At 59.9% G+C, this 20494-nt stretch carries 19 protein-coding genes; 14 read left to right on the forward strand and 5 right to left on the reverse strand.

Annotated elements, in window-relative coordinates:
* Positions 1-72: 72 nt before the first annotated feature.
* Positions 73-3069: a pyridoxal phosphate-dependent decarboxylase family protein gene (locus tag P0N66_RS03845; RefSeq protein WP_275802673.1), complete on the forward strand. Its 2997-nt coding sequence runs from the start codon at positions 73-75 to the stop codon at positions 3067-3069.
* On the opposite strand, the gene P0N66_RS03850 is transcribed toward P0N66_RS03845, so the two are convergent.
* The 4 genes from P0N66_RS03850 to nifA form a co-directional block, all read right to left on the reverse strand.
* The gene (locus P0N66_RS03850; protein WP_275802674.1) at positions 3066-3740 is read right to left on the reverse strand and encodes a TVP38/TMEM64 family protein; all 675 of its coding nucleotides are present in this window, start codon (positions 3738-3740) and stop codon (positions 3066-3068) included. The two genes, P0N66_RS03845 and P0N66_RS03850, sit on opposite strands and share 4 nt — an antisense overlap.
* Before the next feature lie 3 nt (positions 3741-3743).
* Complete coding sequence (locus tag P0N66_RS03855; protein ID WP_275802675.1) at positions 3744-5039, reverse strand: glycosyltransferase; 1296 nt, start codon at positions 5037-5039, stop codon at positions 3744-3746.
* 5 nt (positions 5040-5044) lie between these two features.
* Positions 5045-7306 (reverse strand): glycoside hydrolase family 15 protein, encoded by a 2262-nt coding sequence (locus tag P0N66_RS03860; protein ID WP_275802676.1) that lies wholly within the window; start codon positions 7304-7306, stop codon positions 5045-5047.
* 140 nt (positions 7307-7446) lie between these two features.
* Positions 7447-9054 carry a nif-specific transcriptional activator NifA gene (gene nifA / locus P0N66_RS03865; protein WP_275802677.1) on the reverse strand — a complete coding sequence of 536 codons (1608 nt, stop codon included), beginning with the start codon at positions 9052-9054 and terminating at the stop codon, positions 7447-7449.
* A 596-nt stretch (positions 9055-9650) separates the two neighbouring features.
* On the opposite strand from nifA, the gene nifH reads away from it, so the two are divergent.
* The 10 genes from nifH to P0N66_RS03915 all read left to right on the forward strand — a co-directional run bounded on the left by nifH (position 9651) and on the right by P0N66_RS03915 (position 16720).
* Positions 9651-10478, forward strand: coding sequence for a nitrogenase iron protein (gene nifH / locus P0N66_RS03870; protein WP_275802678.1), 828 nt, complete (start codon positions 9651-9653; stop codon positions 10476-10478).
* Positions 10479-10551: 73 nt separating this feature from the next.
* Positions 10552-10902, forward strand: coding sequence for a P-II family nitrogen regulator (locus P0N66_RS03875; protein WP_275802679.1), 351 nt, complete (start codon positions 10552-10554; stop codon positions 10900-10902).
* On the forward strand, positions 10899-11273 hold the full coding sequence (locus P0N66_RS03880) for a P-II family nitrogen regulator (RefSeq protein ID WP_275802680.1): 375 nt from the start codon (positions 10899-10901) through the stop codon (positions 11271-11273). The genes P0N66_RS03875 and P0N66_RS03880 overlap by 4 nt, the downstream gene beginning before the upstream one ends.
* A gap of 143 nt (positions 11274-11416) precedes the next feature.
* Complete coding sequence (gene nifD, locus P0N66_RS03885) at positions 11417-13054, forward strand: nitrogenase molybdenum-iron protein alpha chain (protein WP_275802681.1); 1638 nt, start codon at positions 11417-11419, stop codon at positions 13052-13054.
* Between the two features lie 183 nt (positions 13055-13237).
* Positions 13238-14611 carry a nitrogenase molybdenum-iron protein subunit beta gene (gene nifK, locus P0N66_RS03890; protein ID WP_275802682.1) on the forward strand — a complete coding sequence of 458 codons (1374 nt, stop codon included), beginning with the start codon at positions 13238-13240 and terminating at the stop codon, positions 14609-14611.
* A gap of 57 nt (positions 14612-14668) precedes the next feature.
* Complete coding sequence (locus P0N66_RS03895; RefSeq protein WP_275802683.1) at positions 14669-14929, forward strand: hypothetical protein; 261 nt, start codon at positions 14669-14671, stop codon at positions 14927-14929.
* Between the two features lie 74 nt (positions 14930-15003).
* The gene (locus P0N66_RS03900; protein WP_275802684.1) at positions 15004-15225 is read left to right on the forward strand and encodes a Nif11-like leader peptide family natural product precursor; all 222 of its coding nucleotides are present in this window, start codon (positions 15004-15006) and stop codon (positions 15223-15225) included.
* A gap of 114 nt (positions 15226-15339) precedes the next feature.
* A complete protein-coding gene (locus P0N66_RS03905) occupies positions 15340-15645 on the forward strand; it encodes a (2Fe-2S) ferredoxin domain-containing protein (protein ID WP_275802685.1) in 306 nt (101 codons plus the stop codon).
* A gap of 239 nt (positions 15646-15884) precedes the next feature.
* Complete coding sequence (locus P0N66_RS03910; protein WP_275802686.1) at positions 15885-16184, forward strand: hypothetical protein; 300 nt, start codon at positions 15885-15887, stop codon at positions 16182-16184.
* 77 nt (positions 16185-16261) lie between these two features.
* Complete coding sequence (locus P0N66_RS03915) at positions 16262-16720, forward strand: hypothetical protein (RefSeq protein ID WP_275802687.1); 459 nt, start codon at positions 16262-16264, stop codon at positions 16718-16720.
* 48 nt (positions 16721-16768) lie between these two features.
* Here the strand turns inward: P0N66_RS03915 and P0N66_RS03920 are convergent, their stop codons facing one another.
* Complete coding sequence (locus P0N66_RS03920) at positions 16769-17500, reverse strand: type 1 glutamine amidotransferase (protein ID WP_275802688.1); 732 nt, start codon at positions 17498-17500, stop codon at positions 16769-16771.
* 374 nt (positions 17501-17874) lie between these two features.
* Between P0N66_RS03920 and nifE the strand changes: the two genes are divergently transcribed.
* The 3 genes from nifE (at position 17875) to sfsA (ending at position 20317) form a co-directional block, all read left to right on the forward strand.
* Positions 17875-19221: a nitrogenase iron-molybdenum cofactor biosynthesis protein NifE gene (gene nifE / locus P0N66_RS03925; protein WP_275802689.1), complete on the forward strand. Its 1347-nt coding sequence runs from the start codon at positions 17875-17877 to the stop codon at positions 19219-19221.
* A gap of 194 nt (positions 19222-19415) precedes the next feature.
* Positions 19416-19577, forward strand: a complete 162-nt coding sequence (locus tag P0N66_RS03930; protein ID WP_338140539.1) for an HNH endonuclease family protein — start codon at positions 19416-19418, stop codon at positions 19575-19577.
* 5 nt (positions 19578-19582) lie between these two features.
* Positions 19583-20317, forward strand: a complete 735-nt coding sequence (sfsA, locus tag P0N66_RS03935) for a DNA/RNA nuclease SfsA (protein WP_275802690.1) — start codon at positions 19583-19585, stop codon at positions 20315-20317.
* Positions 20318-20494 lie beyond the last annotated feature (177 nt).

The following is a 20494-nucleotide window of genomic DNA, read 5'->3' on the forward strand; positions in this document are numbered from 1 at the left end:
AAAAATGGCAGCCAACCGTTTGGGCGCCGGCTCGATTTGCGATCCGGCCGCCGCAAGCCGGGGACTTAGACCATGACCGACAATCTTGATCCCGACAGTTGGGCGGAACTGGAAGCCGCCTGGCAGCAGGCCATGCAGGCCGGCTTTGAGCATTACCAAACCCTGGACCAGGGGCCTGTATGGCGCCCCTGCCCCGAAGAGGTGAAAGACTCTTTCCGCACCCCGGTGCCGCGCACCGGCCGGCCCGTAGCCGAACTGGTCGGGCTGTTTCGCGACCGGATGCTGCCCTACAGCAACGGCAACACCCACCCCGGCTTCTTCGGCTGGGTGCATGGCGGCGGCAACCTGTATGGGGCTTTGGGCGAGATGTGCGCCGCCCTGATGAACAGCAACCTGGGCGGCCGCGACCACGTAGCGGTTTATGTTGAACGGCAGGTGCTGCAGTGGTGCCGCCAGCTCTTCAATTTTCCGGCTTCTTCCTCGGGGATTCTGACCACCGGCACCGCCATGGCCACCCTGCTGGCCCTGGCGGTGGCCCGGCAGCGGGCGGCAGGTGATGAGGTGAAAGCCAAAGGGCTAACGAGCATGACTGCGCCGCTGGTCGGCTACGCCTCGGAGCAAAGCCACAACTCGGTGCTGAAGGCCTTTCAGTTGCTGGGCCTGGGCGGTGAACACCTGCGTGCGGTGCCGGTGAACGATGATTTCACCATGGATACCGAGGCGCTGGCTGAGCAGATCCGCACCGACCGCCAAAACGGTCTGACTCCTTTTTGTGCGATTGCCACGGCGGGCACGGTCAACACCGGCGCCATCGACGACCTGGTCGCCATCCAGGAGATCTGCACCCGGGAACAACTGTGGCTGCACATTGATGCCGCCTTCGGTGGCACCGCAATTCTGCTGGAGGAATACCAGGAGGCCCTGGCCGGCATCAGCCGAGCCGACTCGGTGGCCTTTGATTTTCACAAATGGTTCCAGGTGCCCTATTCGGTGGGCGGCCTGCTGGTCAGAGACGGCGATCTGCACCAGGCCACCTTTTCCGAGCGCAAGGAATACCTGGCCCCGGCAACCCTGGGGTTGGCCGGCGGCGCCCCCTGGTTCTGCGAATTCGGCCCCGAGCTGTCCCGGAGTTTTCTGGCCCTCAAGGTTTGGTTTACCTTCCAGGGGCTGGGCACCGAGCGGCTGGCCGCGGTGGTCCGCAAACACTGCCGCCTGGCTGACGAACTGGCCCAGCGGATCGACGCCGAACCGCAACTGGAGCGGCTGGCCCCGGTCAGCCTGAATATCGTATGCTTCCGTTACCGGGCCGATGACCCCAGCATCGGCGATGCTCTCAACCGGGCAATCGTCACCCAACTGCACCTGCGTGGGCTGGCCGCCCCCTCCAGCACTACCCTCAACGGCCGAGCGGCGATCCGGGTGGCCATCGTCAACCACCGCACCGAAGCCAAGCAGTTAAACGACCTGCTGGACGCCGTGCTGAAACTGGGCCGGCTGTTCGACACCACCCTCAAGCCGCTGATGAAAACCACCCGCTGGTACCTGGCCGAGGGCGGCGACACCCGCCTGGAACTGGACCAGGAAACCGGCTTTAACCGTTACGGCTCCCTGCCCTACCCCCGGGACGAAGCGATCACCTTTTCCGCTTCCACCGCCACCTCGGTTTCCTCCCAGGCTTATGCCGAAGCGGAACAGTGCCGCCAGCGCCTGCTGCACGACTGCGCTCTGGCCGGCTCCCTGGCCCCCCTGCGCCGCTACAGCCAGGAACTGGCCGATACCATCGCCACCACCTTCGGCTTCCACGACCTGGAGGCGGACCTGCACCTCTCGCCGTCAGGAACCGACTCCCAGATGCAGGCAGTGGCCGCCATTGTGGCCACCAAGCCGGATGAACAGTGGACCAGTATCGTCTGCGGTTCAGATGAAACCGGCAGCGGCACCGAACTGGCGGTCACCGGTCGGCATTTCGACGAGACCACCTGTCTGGGAGTGGAGGCGGAAAAGGGCGGGCGGCTGGAGGGCATGCCGGAGGTGGCCTTTCTCGGTGTTCCCTTCCGGGGTGAAGATGGTGAGCTGCATACCCTGGATCATGTCGACGCCATGATCTGGCAGGCGGTCAGCGAAACAGTGGAGGCGGGCCGGCGGGTGATCCTGCATGCCATGGACCAGTCCCGGATGGGTAGTTGGGCGCCCTCGCCCCCCATGCTGAACCGTATCCGCCGTCATTTCGGCGAGGCGGTCCAGGTCATTGTCGATGCCTGCCAGTTGCGGCTGGACGCCGAAGACCTGCGTGATCATCTCGAAAAGGGCGATATCCTGCTGCTGACCGGCTCTAAGTTTTTCACCGGCCCGACCTTCAGCGGGGTGGCCGTCTTTCCCCAAAGCTTCACCCAGCGCCTGGACTGCCCCCGCCACTCATTGCCCCGTGGCCTGGCGGACTACATTCCCCATGCCGACCTGGGAAGCTGGCAGGAGTGCCTGCCCGAAGCCCAGCACCCACCCAACACCGGCATGTACCTGCGCTGGCAGGCGGCCCTGGAAGAGGCCCGGCGCTACTACCTGGTTCCCAAAGAACAGCGGCTGCAGGGCCTGGGGCGCTTCTGCGAAGAGGTCATGGGCCGCATTACCGCCCATCCGCTGCTGGAACTCCTGGTCGAGCCATCGCACCCCTGCTTTGCCAGAACCGACATGTTGGGCGACGAACTCTCCATTCGGCGCACCATCTTTCCCTTCCTGGTGCGCCACCACGACGGCAGCTACCTGACCCCGGAAGAGGCCCGCACCCTGTATGAAAAGCTCAACTGCGACATCGGGGACGAACCGGGGATTCCGGCGGCGGAAAAGGAACTGGCCGCCAAATGCTGCCATATCGGCCAGCCCACCGAAATACCGGGCAAAAAAACCGCCGCCCTGCGCATCAGCGCCGGTGCCCGGATCATCTCCCAGTGCTGGCAGGACGGCGACGGCAACATGGCCAAGATCGAAGAGGAACTGGAGCAGATCTCGACCATCCTGGACAAGATCTCCCTGTGCGTGGACACCCCCGACCCGCTGGTTTCACAGTCTTAACGGTGGCTGCATCCGTCATCGCCGCCCGCCGTCGGAGGATCCTTTTTCGCCCCGTATTTTTGCCACAGTTTGGCGACGAGAAAGTAGCCGCCGCCCAGCAGGACAACGAATATCCACAACAGGGCGGGATTGGCTATAACCGAGTAGCCGATGCCGATAAACGGGATGGCAAGCAGCAGGTTGGCCCCCCAGGCCACGGGCAGATAAATGCGCAACGGGACATTGAGCAGGGCCAGGGAAAAGTTCTTCACGGTGTAAGGCAACGCCGGCACCGCCATGAAGACCAGGGAAAAAACCAGCCGGTGCCGAGCGCTGATCTCCGGCAAATCATAACGGGTGCGGGCCAGCAGTTTCCAGATATAAGGACGCAGCAGCGAATTGGTCAGCAGATAAGTGATAACCAGATGCACCCCGATGATCACGGCGGTTATGGCGAACCCTTCCAGAAATCCAAACTTGATGCCCGCCGCCAGCAAAAATACCGTTAGGGGAAATCCCATCAGCGGCAACAACAACATCAGAACGACAAACAGCCACGGCCGAACCTGGCGGTCCACGAAAAAATCCACCCATTCCGCCGGCTCACCAAAATATACCAGCAGTACAAGCAGCAACATAACAGCGCCGGCGGCAAAGCCAAGAAACAGGCGCCAGTAGAATCTCTCAGTCATATCTTATTGCCGGTGATCGTTGTCATCGGGGCCGAAAGTATCCGCGATGGCGCCGACCTTGCTGGAAAGCATGTCCCATTCGGTCTTGACCCCCTCCAGAAGATGTTCCCAGCCCTTGAAGAAGCTGTGATGTTCCTGGGCGTTTTCAAGCTGTTGCTGCTGGGCGCGTTGATAAAGATCTAACAATTTTTGCGCCGCTTTCAACCGATCAAACTCCCCGGCCGTGGCTTGGGCGCTCTGGCGCCACCGGGTAGCGAGTTCGCCGGCGGCGAAATAGTCCGACAGGGCTTTGGCAAAATCCTCGGTGCTGGCGGCAGCCGGCAGCAGCCGGCCGTTGCGGTTGTCTTCCACCACCTCTCTAACGCCGGAGGCATCAAGCGCGATCACCGGGCAGCCAGCGGCCATGGCCTCGGCCACCACCAGCCCCTGGGTTTCCGAGTGCGACGAAAAGACAAAGATGTCCATGGCGCAGTAGGCATCGACCAGGTCATCGCCGGTTTTTTTGCCGGCCATGATCAGCTGGTCGCTCAGGTCATCCCGGGCAAACGATTCCTTGAGTTCCGTGGCGCCGGGGCCGTCGCCCACCACCAGAAATTTTGCCCCGGGGTTTTGCTGAAGATGAATCTTGACCGCCGAGGCCAGAAAATCCAGATTTTTTTCCGGCGCCAGCCGCCCCACGTGGCCGATGAGCTCAACGTCGCCGGCAATACCCGCTTTTTGCCGAAAACGACCGCCATCACCCTGTTGATACCGCTGAACGTCGACGCCGGTGGGTATTACCTCCACCGGCACCTTCACCCCCCGTTCCTTGATCAGTTCGGCAATACTGTCGCTGGGGGCGATGACCCGGCTACAGCCATTGGCATAAGCAGTGGCCAGATTGATGACGAAATTTTGCATGGTTTCAGACGACAGCACATAATGGGCGTACTCCTCATAGCGCGTATGATGGGTGAAAATGACGGGCAGATCACGGTGCCGGCCCGCCCGCATGGCGGCGTCACCCAGCAGATAGGGGTGATGGCTGTGAATGACATCGGGGGCGAATTCATCGACCCTCTTATTGATCAGCCAAGGGGCCGGAATCGAGGCGGAAAAATCGCTGCCGTTAAAATTCTGGATGGCCGGCACCCGGAGGACCAGAGCCGGGTCTTCATCCTCGGGTTGGTCGGGAAAAGTCGGGGCGATGACCAGCACCTGATGGCCCAGCCGCCGCAGGTCCTGTGCAAAGCAGGAAACCGACCTGGCCACCCCGCCCACATGGGGCAGATAGGTATTGGTAAACATGCAGATATTCATGGCAGTCAAATCTCCATTTCCAGCCGGGCCGGGGAAGTATCGGCAAAAACACCGGGGTCGCGACCGGGAATCCGGACCTCTATCCGCGGAGGGACGGTTCGCCAGGTATTATCAATAATAACGGCAATCCCGGCGACGGTTTTTTTGATGGTCACCGATAGCGGGCCGAACACCGTGGGCGTAGGCCCGAAGAAGATCCCCTCAGGGTTTTCCAGCCACTCGGGAAAGATTCCGGAGCCGATGATCAGTTTCCCCGCTTCCTCTCGGACAAAGAGGTTGCGGATCAACATCAGAAACTCCGAGGCGGCCCAGCCATGCTGACCATCGCCCATGCAGCCACCACCGGTGAAGGGATGGATCGCCTCGGGCCACTGGCCCGTGGGCGAGGCCAGTTCCATGACCGTTTCCAGCAGCTGGCGGTAGCGCGGGTCGCCACGGCGCAACAGGCTCTGGGCGATATCCAGGGTGAGGTAGGCGTTGATGCCGGAATGGATCATATCCTGGAAAAACGCCCCCCGGTGGAAGCAATGGTTCATCATGTACTCAACGGTGCTGGTGATCCGTTCATCATCGGGCGGCAGCAGTTGCAGCGGGTAATCCGCTACCAGTGATCCCACCGCACCGGCATCCATCCGGCGATATGGAGACGCGGGGATACAGCCCCGGCTCCGGGAGGGCGGAATGTTGTCGATGGTGGCGAAAATCACCTGCTCGAAGTCCCTGGCATATTGGCTGAACCGATCGGCCGGGGCCGCCGAGCCGTAACGGCCCATAATCCTGGACGCGGCCTGCAAACCGGCCAGGCCCCAGAAGTCATCCCAGTAATAATAGTCGTTGGGCCCCAGATGCTCGGCTGAGAATCCCGCCGGCAGCAGCCCTTCGTGGGGCAGTCCTTGCTTCCGGCGCACCCGTTTGTTCTCGATCCACTTGGCCCCTTTGTCAATGGCCTTCAGCCACCCCGGTGAAGGGCTGTGGCCGCTGAGGTCGAGATAGCGCTCCATGATCCAGAGCACCTGGCCGTTGGAGTCCCATTCACCCTGCTGGCTCTGGAAATAGCCGCTGAATTTCTGGCGTCCGGGAAAGACGTCCAGGCGCTGGTGGGCCCGGTCGACCAGGTTGACCGCCAGCAGGCTGTTGATCATCAGGCAGGCATCCCGGAACCAGAAGCGGAAGTAAGTATAGGGTCCGGGAACCACTTCCCCGGCCGACAGCAGTATAAGGGTCTGCAGGGCGGTGTCGTAGAGCTTCTGGGTACGACTGTCCACTCCCCGCAGCCGGGCGGCGCCTTGCAGGTGATGCTCCCACGAACCATCACCCGATTGGGGGGCGGGACAACCGGCAGGTATATCCCGCTCCAGATCGGTTAAAATACGTATTTTACCGCTGCCCCCGGAGATAGGGAAAAACGCAGCGGAGGTGGCCAGGCCGACGCCGCAGTGGACTTGCAGGTCATCTTCCGGCTGGTCCCATTTATCGATCACGTCGCCTTCATGGTACTTTGAAAAGAGGACCTTTTCCGGCTCCCGGTCAAGATGGATTCGGTTCCGCCGGTTAACCTGCCAGCCCGGCGACGGGCTTTTCACAAACTTGATATTTTCAATGAACTGCACCCCTTCCGGATTATACGGCCGCACGGCCACCACCAGCCAGGCGTTGGTGGCCGCTTCCGCCTCGACCTCCAGGCAGGCATAGTACTTGCCGTCCTCGCACCGCATGGAGGCCGCCGAATCGAGCCGGAAGCCGCCTTCGGCAAGGCGGGTCCGGACAGTAAGCCGCGGGTCATCGGCCAGAAACTGCTCGGCATCGGCCTGGCGGGAGGGGAAAAAGCCGTTGCCGTGCTCGTCGATGATCCAGCAGTCGATGGACCAGCCGTCGTATAAAGGGGTAAACATCCCCTGGGGATCGACAATGGGATAGGCCGGAACATCCGGCAGCCCCACGGCGGTCCAGTTGCGGTGGGTTAAATTGACGTGGGAGAAGGAAAACGCCCGGGGAATAAAGGACAGATCATCGGGGTTGAACTGCCTTTCCGCCCAGTACGGCCATACCCAGTCCAGGTTGTACTGGATCGCCCGAGCGTTGATCAGCCCCCGGGCATGAAAGATAATGCCGGCCCGGAGCAGCTCGATGGGCTCCTGCACCTCGGAGGGCTGGGCGAAACTGCGCGCCCGGGCGATGATGTTCAGGGGGTCGATGAAACCGTAGCGCCGGGCGGCCCACTTGACCAGAAATTTCCATGGCAAAAATCGAGTAATCATAAAGGCCATTGTAGTAGCCACAGGCCGATCTTGGCAAGCCATGAGATGGCGGCCTCAAAGCAGGGTGGGGCTGCTCGGCGAAAAAGAGTATCCCCAGCCCGTAGGCGACAACAGGAAGGGCGGAACGATCGGAAGGCGGGACGCAGGACTCAGTAGAGATCGGGGACGACAATACCCAGTTTTTTGATCCGGTAGCCGATCTGGCGGGGGGTCAGGCCCAGTTGGCGAGCCGCCCTGGCCTGGACCCAGCCGTGGCGCTGGAGGGCGACCAGCAGTTGCTGTTTTTCCATTTCCTGTAGCGATGAAGGGGCGGGCGATGAGGCCGTTAAACCGCCATCGGCGGCCGGGGACGAATTGAACCCGGCTGCCGCCCGGCTTTCTCCGACCGGAGCCGGCTCCGCCATTCCCTCCCCTGCTTCGTCATCGATGTAGGCTGGCAGATCATCCAGCTTGATACTGTCGTCGTCGTTCATGATCACCAGCCGTTCAACCAGGTTCTGTAATTCCCGCACGTTGCCGGGCCAGGAATATTCGACGAGCCGGCGCACCACCGGGCCGCTCAGGCTCGCCCGGCGCTGATTTTCCTTGTTGCTCCGGGCCAGAAAAAAGTCCAGCAGCAGCGGGATATCCTCCCGACGTTCCCGCAGCGGGGGCAACACCACCGGCACCACATTCAGGCGGTAGTAAAGATCGTCCCGGAAGGTGCCCCGGGCCACGCACTGGTCCAGGCTGCGGTTGGTGGCGGCAATGATTCGGACATCGACTCGGATGGTTTGGATCCCGCCCAGCCGCTCGAACGTCTGCTCCTGCAGGACCCGCAACAACTTGGCCTGCAGGGCCAGCGGCAACTCCCCCACTTCGTCCAAAAAAAGAGTACCGCCGTCGGCCAGCTCAAAACGCCCTTTCTTACGTTCAACAGCCCCGGTGAAGGCCCCTTTTTCATGGCCCAGCAACTCGCTTTCAAGCAGGTTTTCCGGCAGGGCGGCACAGTTGAGTTTGATAAAGGGACAATCGCGGCGAGGTCCGGCTTCGTGGATGGCCCGGGCCACCAGTTCTTTGCCGGTGCCGGATTCCCCCAGCAAAAGGGCGGTGGCCCGGCTGGGGGCCACCTTGCCGATATAATGATAAACTTCCTGGATACGCTTGCACTGGCCGATGATATTGTAGCGGTTAAAACGGCCCCGCAACTCCTCTTTCAACTGCCAGTTTTCCTCCCGCAGACTCTGCTGGCTGACGCTCAGCGCCCGGTGCAGCTTGAGAAACTGGCCGACCAGGGTGGCCACCACGGTAAGAAAACGGATATCTTCCTCAAACGATATCTCCGCCCCGAACAAACGATCCACCGACAGCACCCCCACCGGTTGTTCCTCCGCCACCACCGGCACCCCGATAAAAGAGATACCGCCCTTGGGCAGCTTGGCCCGAGCGCCGGTACGGTTGAGAAACAACGGCTCGGCGTCGATATCCGGCACCACGAAGGGATGGCCACTCTGGAAAATTCGACCGATCACCCCTTCTTCCGGCCGGTAAACGCCGCGCCGGATTTCCTGCTCGTTCAGGCCGTAGGAAGCGACGATGGACAACCGGCCGCTGTCGTGGTCCTGCAGCACCAGGGTGGCCCGCTCCATGCGCAGGGTTTCATGCAGCACCCGCAGGGTTTCCCCCAGGGTTTTGGCGATATCCATGGCCGAGCCCACCAACTGGCTGATCTGGTAGAGGGCCTGCAGTTCCAAATGCTCGATATTAGTGGACGACACGTTTCACCTTCCGGGTTAACAAAACAACCATTACGACCATGCAAACGTCGTTTAAACCGCCGGGGGTGGTAACCACTTACCAACCCCGACGATCTCCTGAACTACCGCGCCGGTAATTTTCCGATCGTTCTCTCGTAACTTCAAGAAACGTACCAATTTGCCCCAAAAACCTCCCGCACCACCACAAACATCGTTTAAACAAAAAGTTAAACCATGATAAAAATCGACGCCGAACCCACGCGGGCAGGCGGACCATGTAACCTTGCCTCACTTTTACACAAAATTGTCATGACAGCGAAAAACAGCACACCCGGACTTACATTTTAGGAAATGTCGATACAGCCACCATTTTGTTGAGCACCAGACAAAATGGTGGGCCCAACCCCTAAGGATCAAACTCTCAGCCCCGGCGCAAGAAATCATTCCTCCATAACATCCTCCCCACATCAACAAGATAAAACTTTTGTTCCGTCAATGTGAAGCTTTGGCACAACCCTTGCCTTTACAGCAATGCAACTGAAGCAAAGCAACTGGCGGTCATGGCGGCCGTTCCATGTTGACAAAAAACAACCCAAACAGAAGCAGGAGGCCAGAAGATGCGCAAGATAGCAATTTACGGCAAGGGCGGAATCGGCAAATCCACCACCACCCAGAACACGGTGGCCGGTTTGGCGGAGTTCGGCCGCAAAGTAATGGTGGTGGGCTGCGATCCCAAGGCGGACTCCACCCGGCTGCTGCTGGGCGGTCTGTCCCAGAAATCGGTACTGGACACCCTGCGGGAGGAGGGCGAGGATGTCGAGCTCGATGATATCCGCAAGAAGGGTTACGGCGATTCCTGGTGCGTGGAGTCCGGCGGCCCCGAGCCGGGGGTGGGTTGCGCTGGCCGGGGGATCATCACCTCCATCAATATGCTGGAGTCTTTGGGGGCCTACGAGGAGAGCGAGGGCTTGGATTATGCCTTCTATGATGTTCTCGGAGACGTGGTCTGCGGCGGTTTCGCCATGCCCATCCGCGACGGCAAGGCCGAAGAAATCTACATCGTGGTTTCCGGCGAGATGATGGCCATGTACGCCGCCAACAACATCTGCAAGGGGATCACCAAGTTCGCCCAGTCCGGTGGCGTGCGCCTGGGCGGCCTGATCTGCAACTCCCGGGCGGTGGACAACGAGGCCGATATGATCGAGGAGCTTGCCAGGAAACTGGGCACCAAGATGATCTACTTCGTCCCCCGGCACAACGATGTGCAAAGGGCGGAGATCAACCGCAAGACCGTAATCGAATGGAAACCGGAAGTCGAGCAGGCCGACGCCTACCGGGGCCTGGCCAAAGCCATCGACGAGAACAAGAATATGGTCATTCCCACCCCGCTTGAAATCGAGGAGCTGGAAAAACTGCTCATGGACTACGGCCTGATGGAAGCCTAAGGAAAGCAGCAAATTAATGAAATAAATCGGTCGGGCATTGGCGCCGGGCCGGGAACCTTTGGGAGAGATAACAATGATGTATATGATTCGTGCGATTGTGCGGCCGGAAAAATCGGATGCGGTGCTGGCGGCCCTGATGGACGCCGGTTTTCCCGCCGTGACCAAGTATGCCGTGGCCGGACGAGGTAAGCAGCGGGGGATCAAGATCGGTGATGTCACCTACGATGAATTGCCCAAGGTGATGCTGATGAGCGTGGTCAAAGACACGGACAAGGATTTCGTGATCCAGGCCATCATGGATACCGCCCGCAGCAAGGGCAAGGGGGCCTTCGGCGACGGCAAGATCTTCGTCACCCCGGTGGAAGAAGCTTATACCATCAGCTCGGGCATTAAGGAGCCGGCGGCGGAGGAGGTGGAGGCATGAAAGAGATCATCGCCATTGTCCGGATCAACATGATGAACCAGACCAAGCAAGCCCTAACCGACTGCGGCCTGGACGCCTTCTTCGCCCACGAGGCCCAGGGCCGGGGCAAGGGTTTTGTCAACCCCATGATCCTTGAAGGGGTGGAGCAGGGTTACGAGGAGGCCGCCGCCATTCTGGGCGAAAAGGGCAAGCTCTATCCCAAACGGGTGCTCACCGCCGTGGTGGACGACGGCATGGTGAAATGTGCGGTGGACACCATCATCAACGTCAACAAGACCGGCAAGCCCGGTGATGGCAAGATTTTCGTCCTGCCCATCAGTGATGCCATCCGGGTACGCACCGGAGAAACCGGGCAGAAGGCCATATCGTGACGGCCCGGCAGCACCCCGCCGTGCGGCGATCAGGCTGCCACTCCAGGGGACAGATTTTAAATCTGTCCCCGAACACGCGCCGAACACGCGCGGGACATAAGCAAACAATCTTTTAACCATCAGGAATAACGGGAGTTAGCAAAATGGCAACAGCAACCAGCAGTAAAGCGGCTTCCTGGGATCCGGCCGAGGTTAAAGCGGAGTTGTTGAAGCAATATCCGCCCAAGGTCGCCCGCAAGCGCGCCAAGCAGATAATGATTAATGAGGCCCTGGAGAACGAAACTCCGGAAATCACCGCCAACGTCCGGACCATCCCCGGCATTATCACCATGCGCGGCTGTACCTATGCCGGCTGCAAGGGGGTGATCATGGGGCCGACCCGGGATATCGTCAACCTGGTCCATGGCCCCATCGGGTGCAGCTTTTACGCCTGGCTGACCCGGCGCAACCAGACCGACGCCGGCCCGGACGGCGAAAACTACATGACCTACTGCTTCTCCACCGACATGCAGGAGCAGGACATCATTTTCGGCGGCGAGAAGAAGCTGGCGGCGGCTATTCAGGAGGCCTACGATCTGTTTCATCCCAAGTCGATTGCGATCTTCGCCACCTGCCCGGTGGGTCTGATCGGTGATGATATTCACACCGTGGCTGCCAACATGAAGAAGAAGCTCGGCGATTGCAACGTCTACGCTTTCTCCTGTGAAGGCTACAAGGGGGTCAGCCAGTCCGCCGGCCACCATATCGCCAACAACCAGGTTTTCCGCCATATCGTGGGGGAAAACGATGAGGTCAAGCCCGGCAAATTCAAGATCAATTTGCTGGGGGAATACAACATCGGCGGCGATGGTTTCGAGATCGACCGGATTTTCGACAAGTGCGGGATCACCTGTATCTCCACCTTCTCCGGCAACTCGACCTACGATCAGTTCGCCTCGGCCCATACCGCCGATCTTAACGCGGTAATGTGCCACCGTTCCATCAACTACGTGGCCGACATGCTGGAGACCAGGTTCGGTATTCCCTGGATCAAGGTCAACTTTATCGGCGCCGAGGCCACCGCCAAGTCGCTGCGTAAGATCGCCGAGTACTTCGGCGATAAGGAGCTGATCGCCCGGGTGGAGGAGGTGATCGCCGAGGAGATGCCGGCGGTGGAGGCCGCCGCCGCCGAGGTTCTCCCCCGCACCGATGGCAAGACCGCCATGATGTTTGTCGGCGGCTCGCGGGCTCACCACTACAAGGAGTTGTTCAACGAGATGGGGATGCAGACCATCTCGGCCGGTTACGAGTTCGGACACCGGGACGATTACGAGGGCCGCCGGGTGATCCCCGAGATCAAGGTGGATGCCGACAGCCGTAACATCGAGGAGATCGAGGTGGAAGCCGACCCCACCCGCTACCAGCCTCGCAAGAGCGCCAAGGAGATCGCGGCTCTCGAAAAGGCGGGCTACAGCTTCAAGCATTACGACGGGCTGATGCCGGATATGGATAAGGGGACGATGATCATCGACGACCTCAACCAGTACGAGGCCGAAAAGCTGGTGGAGTTGCTGAAGCCGGATATCTTCTGCGCCGGGATCAAGGAGAAATTCTCCATTCAGAAGCTGGGGGTGCCCATGAAGCAGCTCCACAGCTACGATTCCGGCGGTCCTTACGCCGGCTTCAAAGGCGCGGTCAACTTCTACCACGAGATCGACCGGCTGGTGAATTCCAAAGTCTGGGGCTATTTGCAGGCCCCCTGGCAGCGGAACCCCCAGCTCTCCGCTTCTTACAACTATTAGTAATCGTCCAGCAGCACCACACCTTCGGGCGATCAGCCCAGCTTGCGTACTGGAGTACGCGGCACCGGGCTGCAAGACCAAATCTGCGGCACTGCTGGACGATTACCGCGAGCTTAACCCAAGGGGACTGATGTTAAATCTCTCTCCACCAGCCGCCAACCACGTATTTTTGAGGATAAAGCAATGCTACTACGACATACCCCTGTAGAGATCACGGAGCGCAAGGCCCTGACCATTAACCCGGCCAAGACTTGCCAGCCCATCGGGGCGATGTACGCGGCCTTGGGGATTCACGGCTGCCTGCCCCACAGCCATGGCTCCCAGGGGTGCTGCGCCTATCATCGCAGTACCCTGACCCGGCATTACAAGGAGCCGGTATCCGCCTCCACCAGTTCCTTTACCGAAGGGGCCTCGGTGTTCGGTGGTTCGGCCAATATGCTCCAGGCCATTAACAACATCTTCACCGTTTACAACCCGGAGGTCATCGCCGTCCACACCACCTGTCTCTCCGAGACCATCGGTGATGATCTGCCCCAGATCAAGAAGAAGGCCCAGTTGGAGGGCAAGGTTCCCGACGGCAAGTACGTCATCAGCGCCTCCACCCCCAGCTATGCCGGTTCCCACGTCACCGGGTTCAGCAGCATGGTGACTTCCATGGCCGGGATGGCCGAGTCCACCGGCAAAAAGAACGGCAAGGTCAACATCATCCCCGGTTGGGTGGAGCCGGCGGACATGGAAGAGATCAAGCGGCTGGCCGGCCTGGTGGGGGTCAAGAGCATCGTTTTTCCCGACACCTCCGGGGTACTCAACGGCCCGCTTTCCGGCGAGTACAAGATGTTCCCTGACGGTGGCACCACGGTGGCCGAATTGAAGGCCACCGGCGATGCCAATGCCACCTTGGCCCTGGGCGATTGGTGTTCCGGTGAGGCCGCCCGCTACCTGGACAAGGCGCACAAGGTGCCCTGCCAGGTTCTCGATATGCCCTTCGGGCTCAAGGCCACCGACCGCTTCATCGACGCCCTGCGCACCGTGGCCGGGGTCACAGTCTCCGATGAGGTCGCCTTGGAACGGGGCCAGTTGGTGGATCTGATCACCGACATGCACCAGTACCTTTATAAGAAAAAGGTGGCCATCTTCGGCGACCCGGACCAGCTCATCGCCATGACCGACTTTCTGGTCTCTTTGGATATGGAGCCGATCCACATTGTCACCGGCACGCCGGGCAAGAAGTTTGAAAAACGGATCAAGGAGATCACCAATGAGATGGGCCGTCCGGTCAACGTCAAGGCCAGGGGCGACATGTTCCTGCTCCACCAGTGGATCAAGCAGGAGCCGGTGGACCTGCTGATCGGCAACACCTACGGCAAATATATCGCCCGCGACGAGGATCTGCCCTTTGTCCGCTGGGGCTTCCCCATCCTGGATCGCCAGGGCCATCAGTACTTCCCCACCGTGGGTTACAAGGGGGGCTTGCGCCTGCTGGAAAAGATCCTCGGGGAGCTGATGGACCGCAAGGACCGCGATGATTCGGAAAGCCAGTTTGAATTGGTCCTCTAAGGGCTAACGGTAATTTCAGGCAGCTTTTAGCCATCAACAAAAACAAGGAGTGAGACCATGAAAAAAAACTGGGAAAAAATTTTCGAGTACGCCTCGATGCCGCTGCATGGCACCATGTCACGCAAGTTGCGCAAGGGGGTTTCCCTGCAGATCAACGAAGGCAAGGTCTATGAAAAGGCCGTGATCTTTCTCGGTGAGGAGTTCGTTCGCATCACCCAGGATGGCGACGACATGCAGGTTTTGAACGCCTATTATGACTGGGCCGGCATCCGCTCCATTGGCACCTACAGCCAAAGAGAGGAGAAGCATCAAGGTTAAGGCAAGAATTAACAAGCAACAATAAACAGGGACAGATTGCCAATCTGTCCACCACTAATGCCAGGAGCAAGATCATGGCCAAGAAAAACGCGGAAGATTTTCTCATTGCCGGCGGCGAAGACCTCAAAATGCGGGCCCGCTACGATGCCATCAAAAACATGGAAGACTTCGTGGCCGCCGCCAACGGCGAAGGCTACGATTTCACCATCGATGAATTCAACGAAGTCCTGCGGGAGGCCGGCGATTCTTTCGATCTGATCGGCAATCCCGCCAAACGGATGATCTGGTGGGTATAAAAAAGGAGGCTGAAGAACAATGCCGAAGGCACGGTGGATCTGCTGTACGGCGGCGGCAAGAAAGGTAAGTGCAGGAAATAGTGTATTCAAAACATAACGCAGGAGACAAAGGAAATGGCCATACCAACGCGTCAGATCATCGTTTGCCAGAGTTTCCGGGTTGCCGGCGACAAGAAGGGCATTTGCCACAAGCAGACCGAAGGGTTTCTGCAATACATCGAAGAAGAGGTGCTCGACCGGGGGCTTGACTGCCTGATCAGTGCCACCACCTGCCTCAAGCAATGCGAATCGGGGCCGATCATGGTGATCCAACCGGAGAACTGGTGGTTCAAGGGGGTGGACAGCGAAGAGGCGATCGACGCGATTCTGGACGGGCTTGAGGATGGCGAGCCCCCGGCCAAGTACCTGATCACGGCATAGGGTGGCAAGCAGATGACCTTTCGATCCTATCTCGAGTCAGGGGGAACTCAGTGCCCTAAATGCGGTTCCACGGCGATTAAGGCGAGTGCGCCAGCGGAAAAGACAGGCCCCGGTCAGATGCAGGTTGCCATGTTCTGCGCGACCTGCGGCGCCAGATGGCGGGACACTTATACACTGAGCAAGTCTGAGGATTTATAATCCGAGGAGAAGATTTTGGACAAACATGGGGGGAATTCATAATGGCTCTCAAACCCTTGGGGGTAGTCAAAACCATCGTCGAGGCGGCGGGGATGGGTATCTCCTATGTCTATGATGATCTGATCTTCCTGGAGCACAACTCCTTTTTACTCCAGTTCACCGACAACGAGAGGGAAATTACGGTCCACGTGAACAGGGAGGCGGACGAGGCCGTGGTGCAAGGCGATATAGCTCGCCTGCAGGAGAGCGCGCTCGACCACGCGATGCAACTTACCCGAGGGGGGCGTTACACCCTGGTTCCGGAGGGGGAGGATTCCCTCCGCATCGAATTCAGTGACTGAACCTTAGAAATCAGGCGGCGCATCCCTGTGCCGCTGGAGCGATTTCGCAACCGGCTGCTACGCAAGGAGGGAGCATTATGTCGGAATCACGCAAGGGGGTGATTGCCAGCTTGGCCGGGTTTCCCGCTCCGGGAAGCGAACCCATCAAAGGGTGGGAGGATTTTCTGCGGGAGGGCAATCAGTTTCTGGCCACGGCCAACAATGCCTACGCGCAGCGGAAAGAGGCCTTCACCACCGCGATTCTCTATAACCTGGTGGCCATGGCCATTGAAAAACTGATCATGGCCTTGCTCATGAAAAGCGGCAAGCTGCCGTACAACCACACCATGCACGATCTGGTGGCGGCCATTGACGAGTTTCTGCCCGGCGAACTGGCGGGGCTTGGCGAAGAGCTCAAGGGGCTGGATGGATTTCAGGATATCTGCGACCTGGAGAGTTACTCCATCAGCCCCCCGACCATGGAGCAGATAGGCGGTATGCTCACCCTGGCCTTGGAGATCCAGGCACGCGTCATGAACTCTGTTATTGATCGTTAATCAACACAGCAAGCAACTGCTGATCATTCTCAGCCCGGAAACCATCCGTCACCGCCTGCTTACCTCGGGTGTCGGCACTGCCTGAAGGATGCCACCCAGGCAGAGATGCCGGCGGCGGAAAAATCTTATCATCAAGCCAGCGAGCCGTTGTTGATCCAGCGGCGCGTCCAGTCGGGCGATGGCGGTGCGCAGCCGGGCTCCGGGCACCAGCTCCGGCCCACGCCGGGTCAGCATTTCCCGCATGAACGAGCGGGAGAACTCGGGATGCGGCTGGACCGAGAACCCCCAATGGCCATAGACCAAGGCCGCGTAGCGGCAAAAGTCATTACCGGCGACACATTGCGCCCCTGGCGGCGGCTCGGTTACCTGGTCCTGGTGCCAGGCGTTGAGGGTCAATCGTTCTCCGGCAAACGAGTACTGCTGCGGCCCAACCGCCCAGCCGCCGGCAAACTTATCCACCCGGCCGCCCAGGGCCTGGGCCATCACCTGGTGGCCGAAGCAAACTCCCACCATCACCACGTCAGCCTGGCGGGCGGCCAGAATAAAATCTTCCAGTGGCGGGATGAAGGGGTGATCTTCGTAAACACCGTGACGGGAGCCGGTGATCAGCCAGCCATCGGCGGCATGGACAGTGGTCGGAAAGTGCCGGTTTTCCACGTCCCATTCCTGCAGCTCAAGGCCATTACCCGCCAGCAGCCGGCGAAACATGGAGCCATAATCGCCATGGAGCGATCGCAAACTGGCCGGCGCCCGGCCGGTGCACAGAATACCGATCTTCATGCCACCGGACCGGTTACAAATTCCATGCCAGCAGCGCCATAATCCGCCAACCCTGCCGGGCAGGGAGATTTAACCGACAAGCCGCTACGCTGACCAGTCGTTTAGCAGGTTCGACACCAACAAATTTGTCGCTTACCTTACCTATTCGTCATCTTCGGCACCTTACAGTTGCCTCCAGTAAAACCCAAAACCGGCCAGGAACGGCCACATGGTGAACAATTGGCGGGTTGGCACAGGCCTTGCTCTCTTGTTCCAAACATAATGAGGCACCACGGTTCCCGGTTGGGCCGGGAACCGGTCTTTTCTCCGCAACTGGAATATGCCGTGCGGGGCAAAGATGCAAAGCCACAGGACACTACAGCGAGGGAAAAACCATGGAAGCAACAGCATTAGAAGCCAGACAAAAGCAGATATGGTGCAAGGACGACAACCCCATGGTGATGGATTGCGACAAGGACAGCCTGGCCGGGGCGGTGAGCCAGCGGGCCTGCGTGTTCTGCGGCTCCCGGGTGGTGCTCTACCCCATTGCCGATGCCCTGCACCTGGTGCATGGCCCCATCGGCTGCGCCGTTTATACCTGGGATATCCGCGGGGCCCTCTCTTCGGGGCCGGAGTTGCACCGGCTCAGCTTTTCCACCGACATGCAGGAGCGGGATGTGATTTTCGGGGGGGAAAAGAAGCTCTACCGGGCCTTGGTGGAGTTGATCGACCGTCATGCCCCGGCGGCGGCCTTTGTTTACTCCACCTGCATTGTCGGAATCATCGGTGATGATCTGGAGGCGGTCTGCCGCCAGGTTAGCGCCGAGAAAGGGATTCCGGTGCTGCCGGTGCAGTCGGAAGGGTTCAAGGGCAACAAACGGGCCGGCTACCAGGCCGCTTGCCTGGCCATGCGCCGTCTGGTGGGGACCGGCGATACGGCTGGAATTTCACCTTACAGCATCAACATCCTGGGAGATTTCAACCTGGCCGGCGAGTTGTGGCTGATTCGCGACTACTTTGCCCGCATGGGGGTGGAGGTGGTGGCCAACATCACCGGAGATGGCCGGGTAGCGGATATCCAGCGGGCCCATGGGGCGGCCCTCAACGTCGTCCAGTGTTCCGGGGCCACCATGGATCTGGCCACCATGATGAAGGAAGATTTCGGCATCCCGGTCATCAAGGTTTCCTATTTCGGCATCGAGGACATGGCCGCAGCCCTGTATGCGGTGGCGGATTTTTTCAAACAGGAGCCGGCCATCATGGCCCGGACCAAGGAGTTGGTGCGAGAAGAGCTGGCCACTCTGCTGCCGGAGTTGGAGCAGTACCGCCGGGACTTACAGGGTAAAAAGGCGGCCATCTACGTGGGCGGGGCCTTCAAGGCCTTTTCTTTGGTCAAAGCCTTCCGCACCATCGGCATGGAGGTGGTGATGGTGGGCTCCCAGACCGGCACCGCCGAAGACTACCAGGAACTGGCGGATATCACCGATCCCGGCACCATCATCGTCGACGACTCCAACCCGTTGGAACTGGCCTCCTTCCTGCGCGACAAGAAGGTGGACCTCTTCGTCGGCGGGGTCAAGGAACGGCCCATCGCCTACAAGCTGGGGGTGGCCTTCTGCGACCACAACCACGAACGCAAGGAGATCCTGGCCGGCTTTGCCGGGATGCTCAACTTCGCCCGCGAGGTTCACGCCTCGGTAATGAGCCCGATCTGGCGCCTGCTGCCTCGCCGGGCGGCATAGGTCTTGTGCTCCGCCTATGCCGCCCGGCGCAGGTCCCTGGGTGGCAACGATCAGGCTGTTCCTGCTCACGCTCCGCAACCAGGTCGTTTTGAGGGGGTTTTTCGTTGACATGCCAGTCGGCAGTCGTTATCGACATGAAGCAAAGGAAATTCCTATCACCTCACCGTCACCTGTCACCATAACCCGCAAAAACCATGATACCGGACTACCGCAATCAAACCCTGAAGATCCTGCCCCGGGTATGCGCCAAATGCGGCCGGGAGTTTGCCGGCAAGAAGCTGCGGGAACTGACGGTCCACCACAAGGACCACCACAACAACAACCCGCTCGGCGGCAGCGAACCGCGAAAAACCTGATCACCATGGATTTTAGCGAAAACTTAATCCCGGCCAGGATGATCCGGCGTTACAAACGTTTTCTGGCCGATGTTCGGCTGTCCGACGGAAGCGAACTAACCGTCCACTGCCCCAATTCCGGCAGCATGATGGGGTGCGTGGAGACGGACGGACCGGTGCTGCTTTCGACGGCCGCCAACCCCGCCCGCAAGTACCGCCACACCCTGGAATTGGTCCGGGTGGACGGGGTTTGGATCGGGATCAACACCTCCCGGACCAATGCCCTGGTACGGGAGGCCCTGGAAAACGGGGTGATCGACGAACTGCAGCCGGTGGCCGCGATCCGGGCCGAAGTCAAGGTTTCCGCCCGCAGCCGGCTCGATTTCCTGATCGACCATGATAATGGCCGGACCACCTACCTGGAGGTCAAGAACTGCACCCTGGCCGAAAACGGCATCGCCATGTTCCCCGATGCCGTCACCAGCCGGGGCGCCAAACACCTGACCGAACTGATCCGCCTGCGAGAGGAGGGTAATGGCGCGGCGGTGCTTTTCTGCGTCCAGCGCCGTGATGTTCGCCGCTTCGCGCCGGCCGCCCGGATCGATCCGACCTATGCCGCCGCCCTGGCCAACGCCGCAGCCAAAGGCGTCCTGGTTCTGGCCTACCGGGCCGAGGTCGGCCCCACCGCAATCCGCCTGCTCCACCCCCTGCCGGTCAACCTGTCCGGAGATCCATGCGGTCCGGGTGGCCGGGCCACCTGAATGTCGGTAGTGCTTCCATTTTGTCGCAAGCCAGACCTACGGCGGCCCATCTTCGCTGCCGGTTAGAAGCCGGCTCCGGACTCATTATCGGCCGGGACTCTCTTTCTATTTCTTTGTAAATACATATTTTATTAAAACTATTGCTGGTTTTTATTCGCTGCTTTTCATCGGTGCGGG

Origin of the sequence: Desulfurivibrio dismutans (genome assembly GCF_029210385.1) — a bacterium.
Taxonomy (GTDB): Bacteria; Desulfobacterota; Desulfobulbia; order Desulfobulbales; family Desulfurivibrionaceae; genus Desulfurivibrio; species Desulfurivibrio dismutans.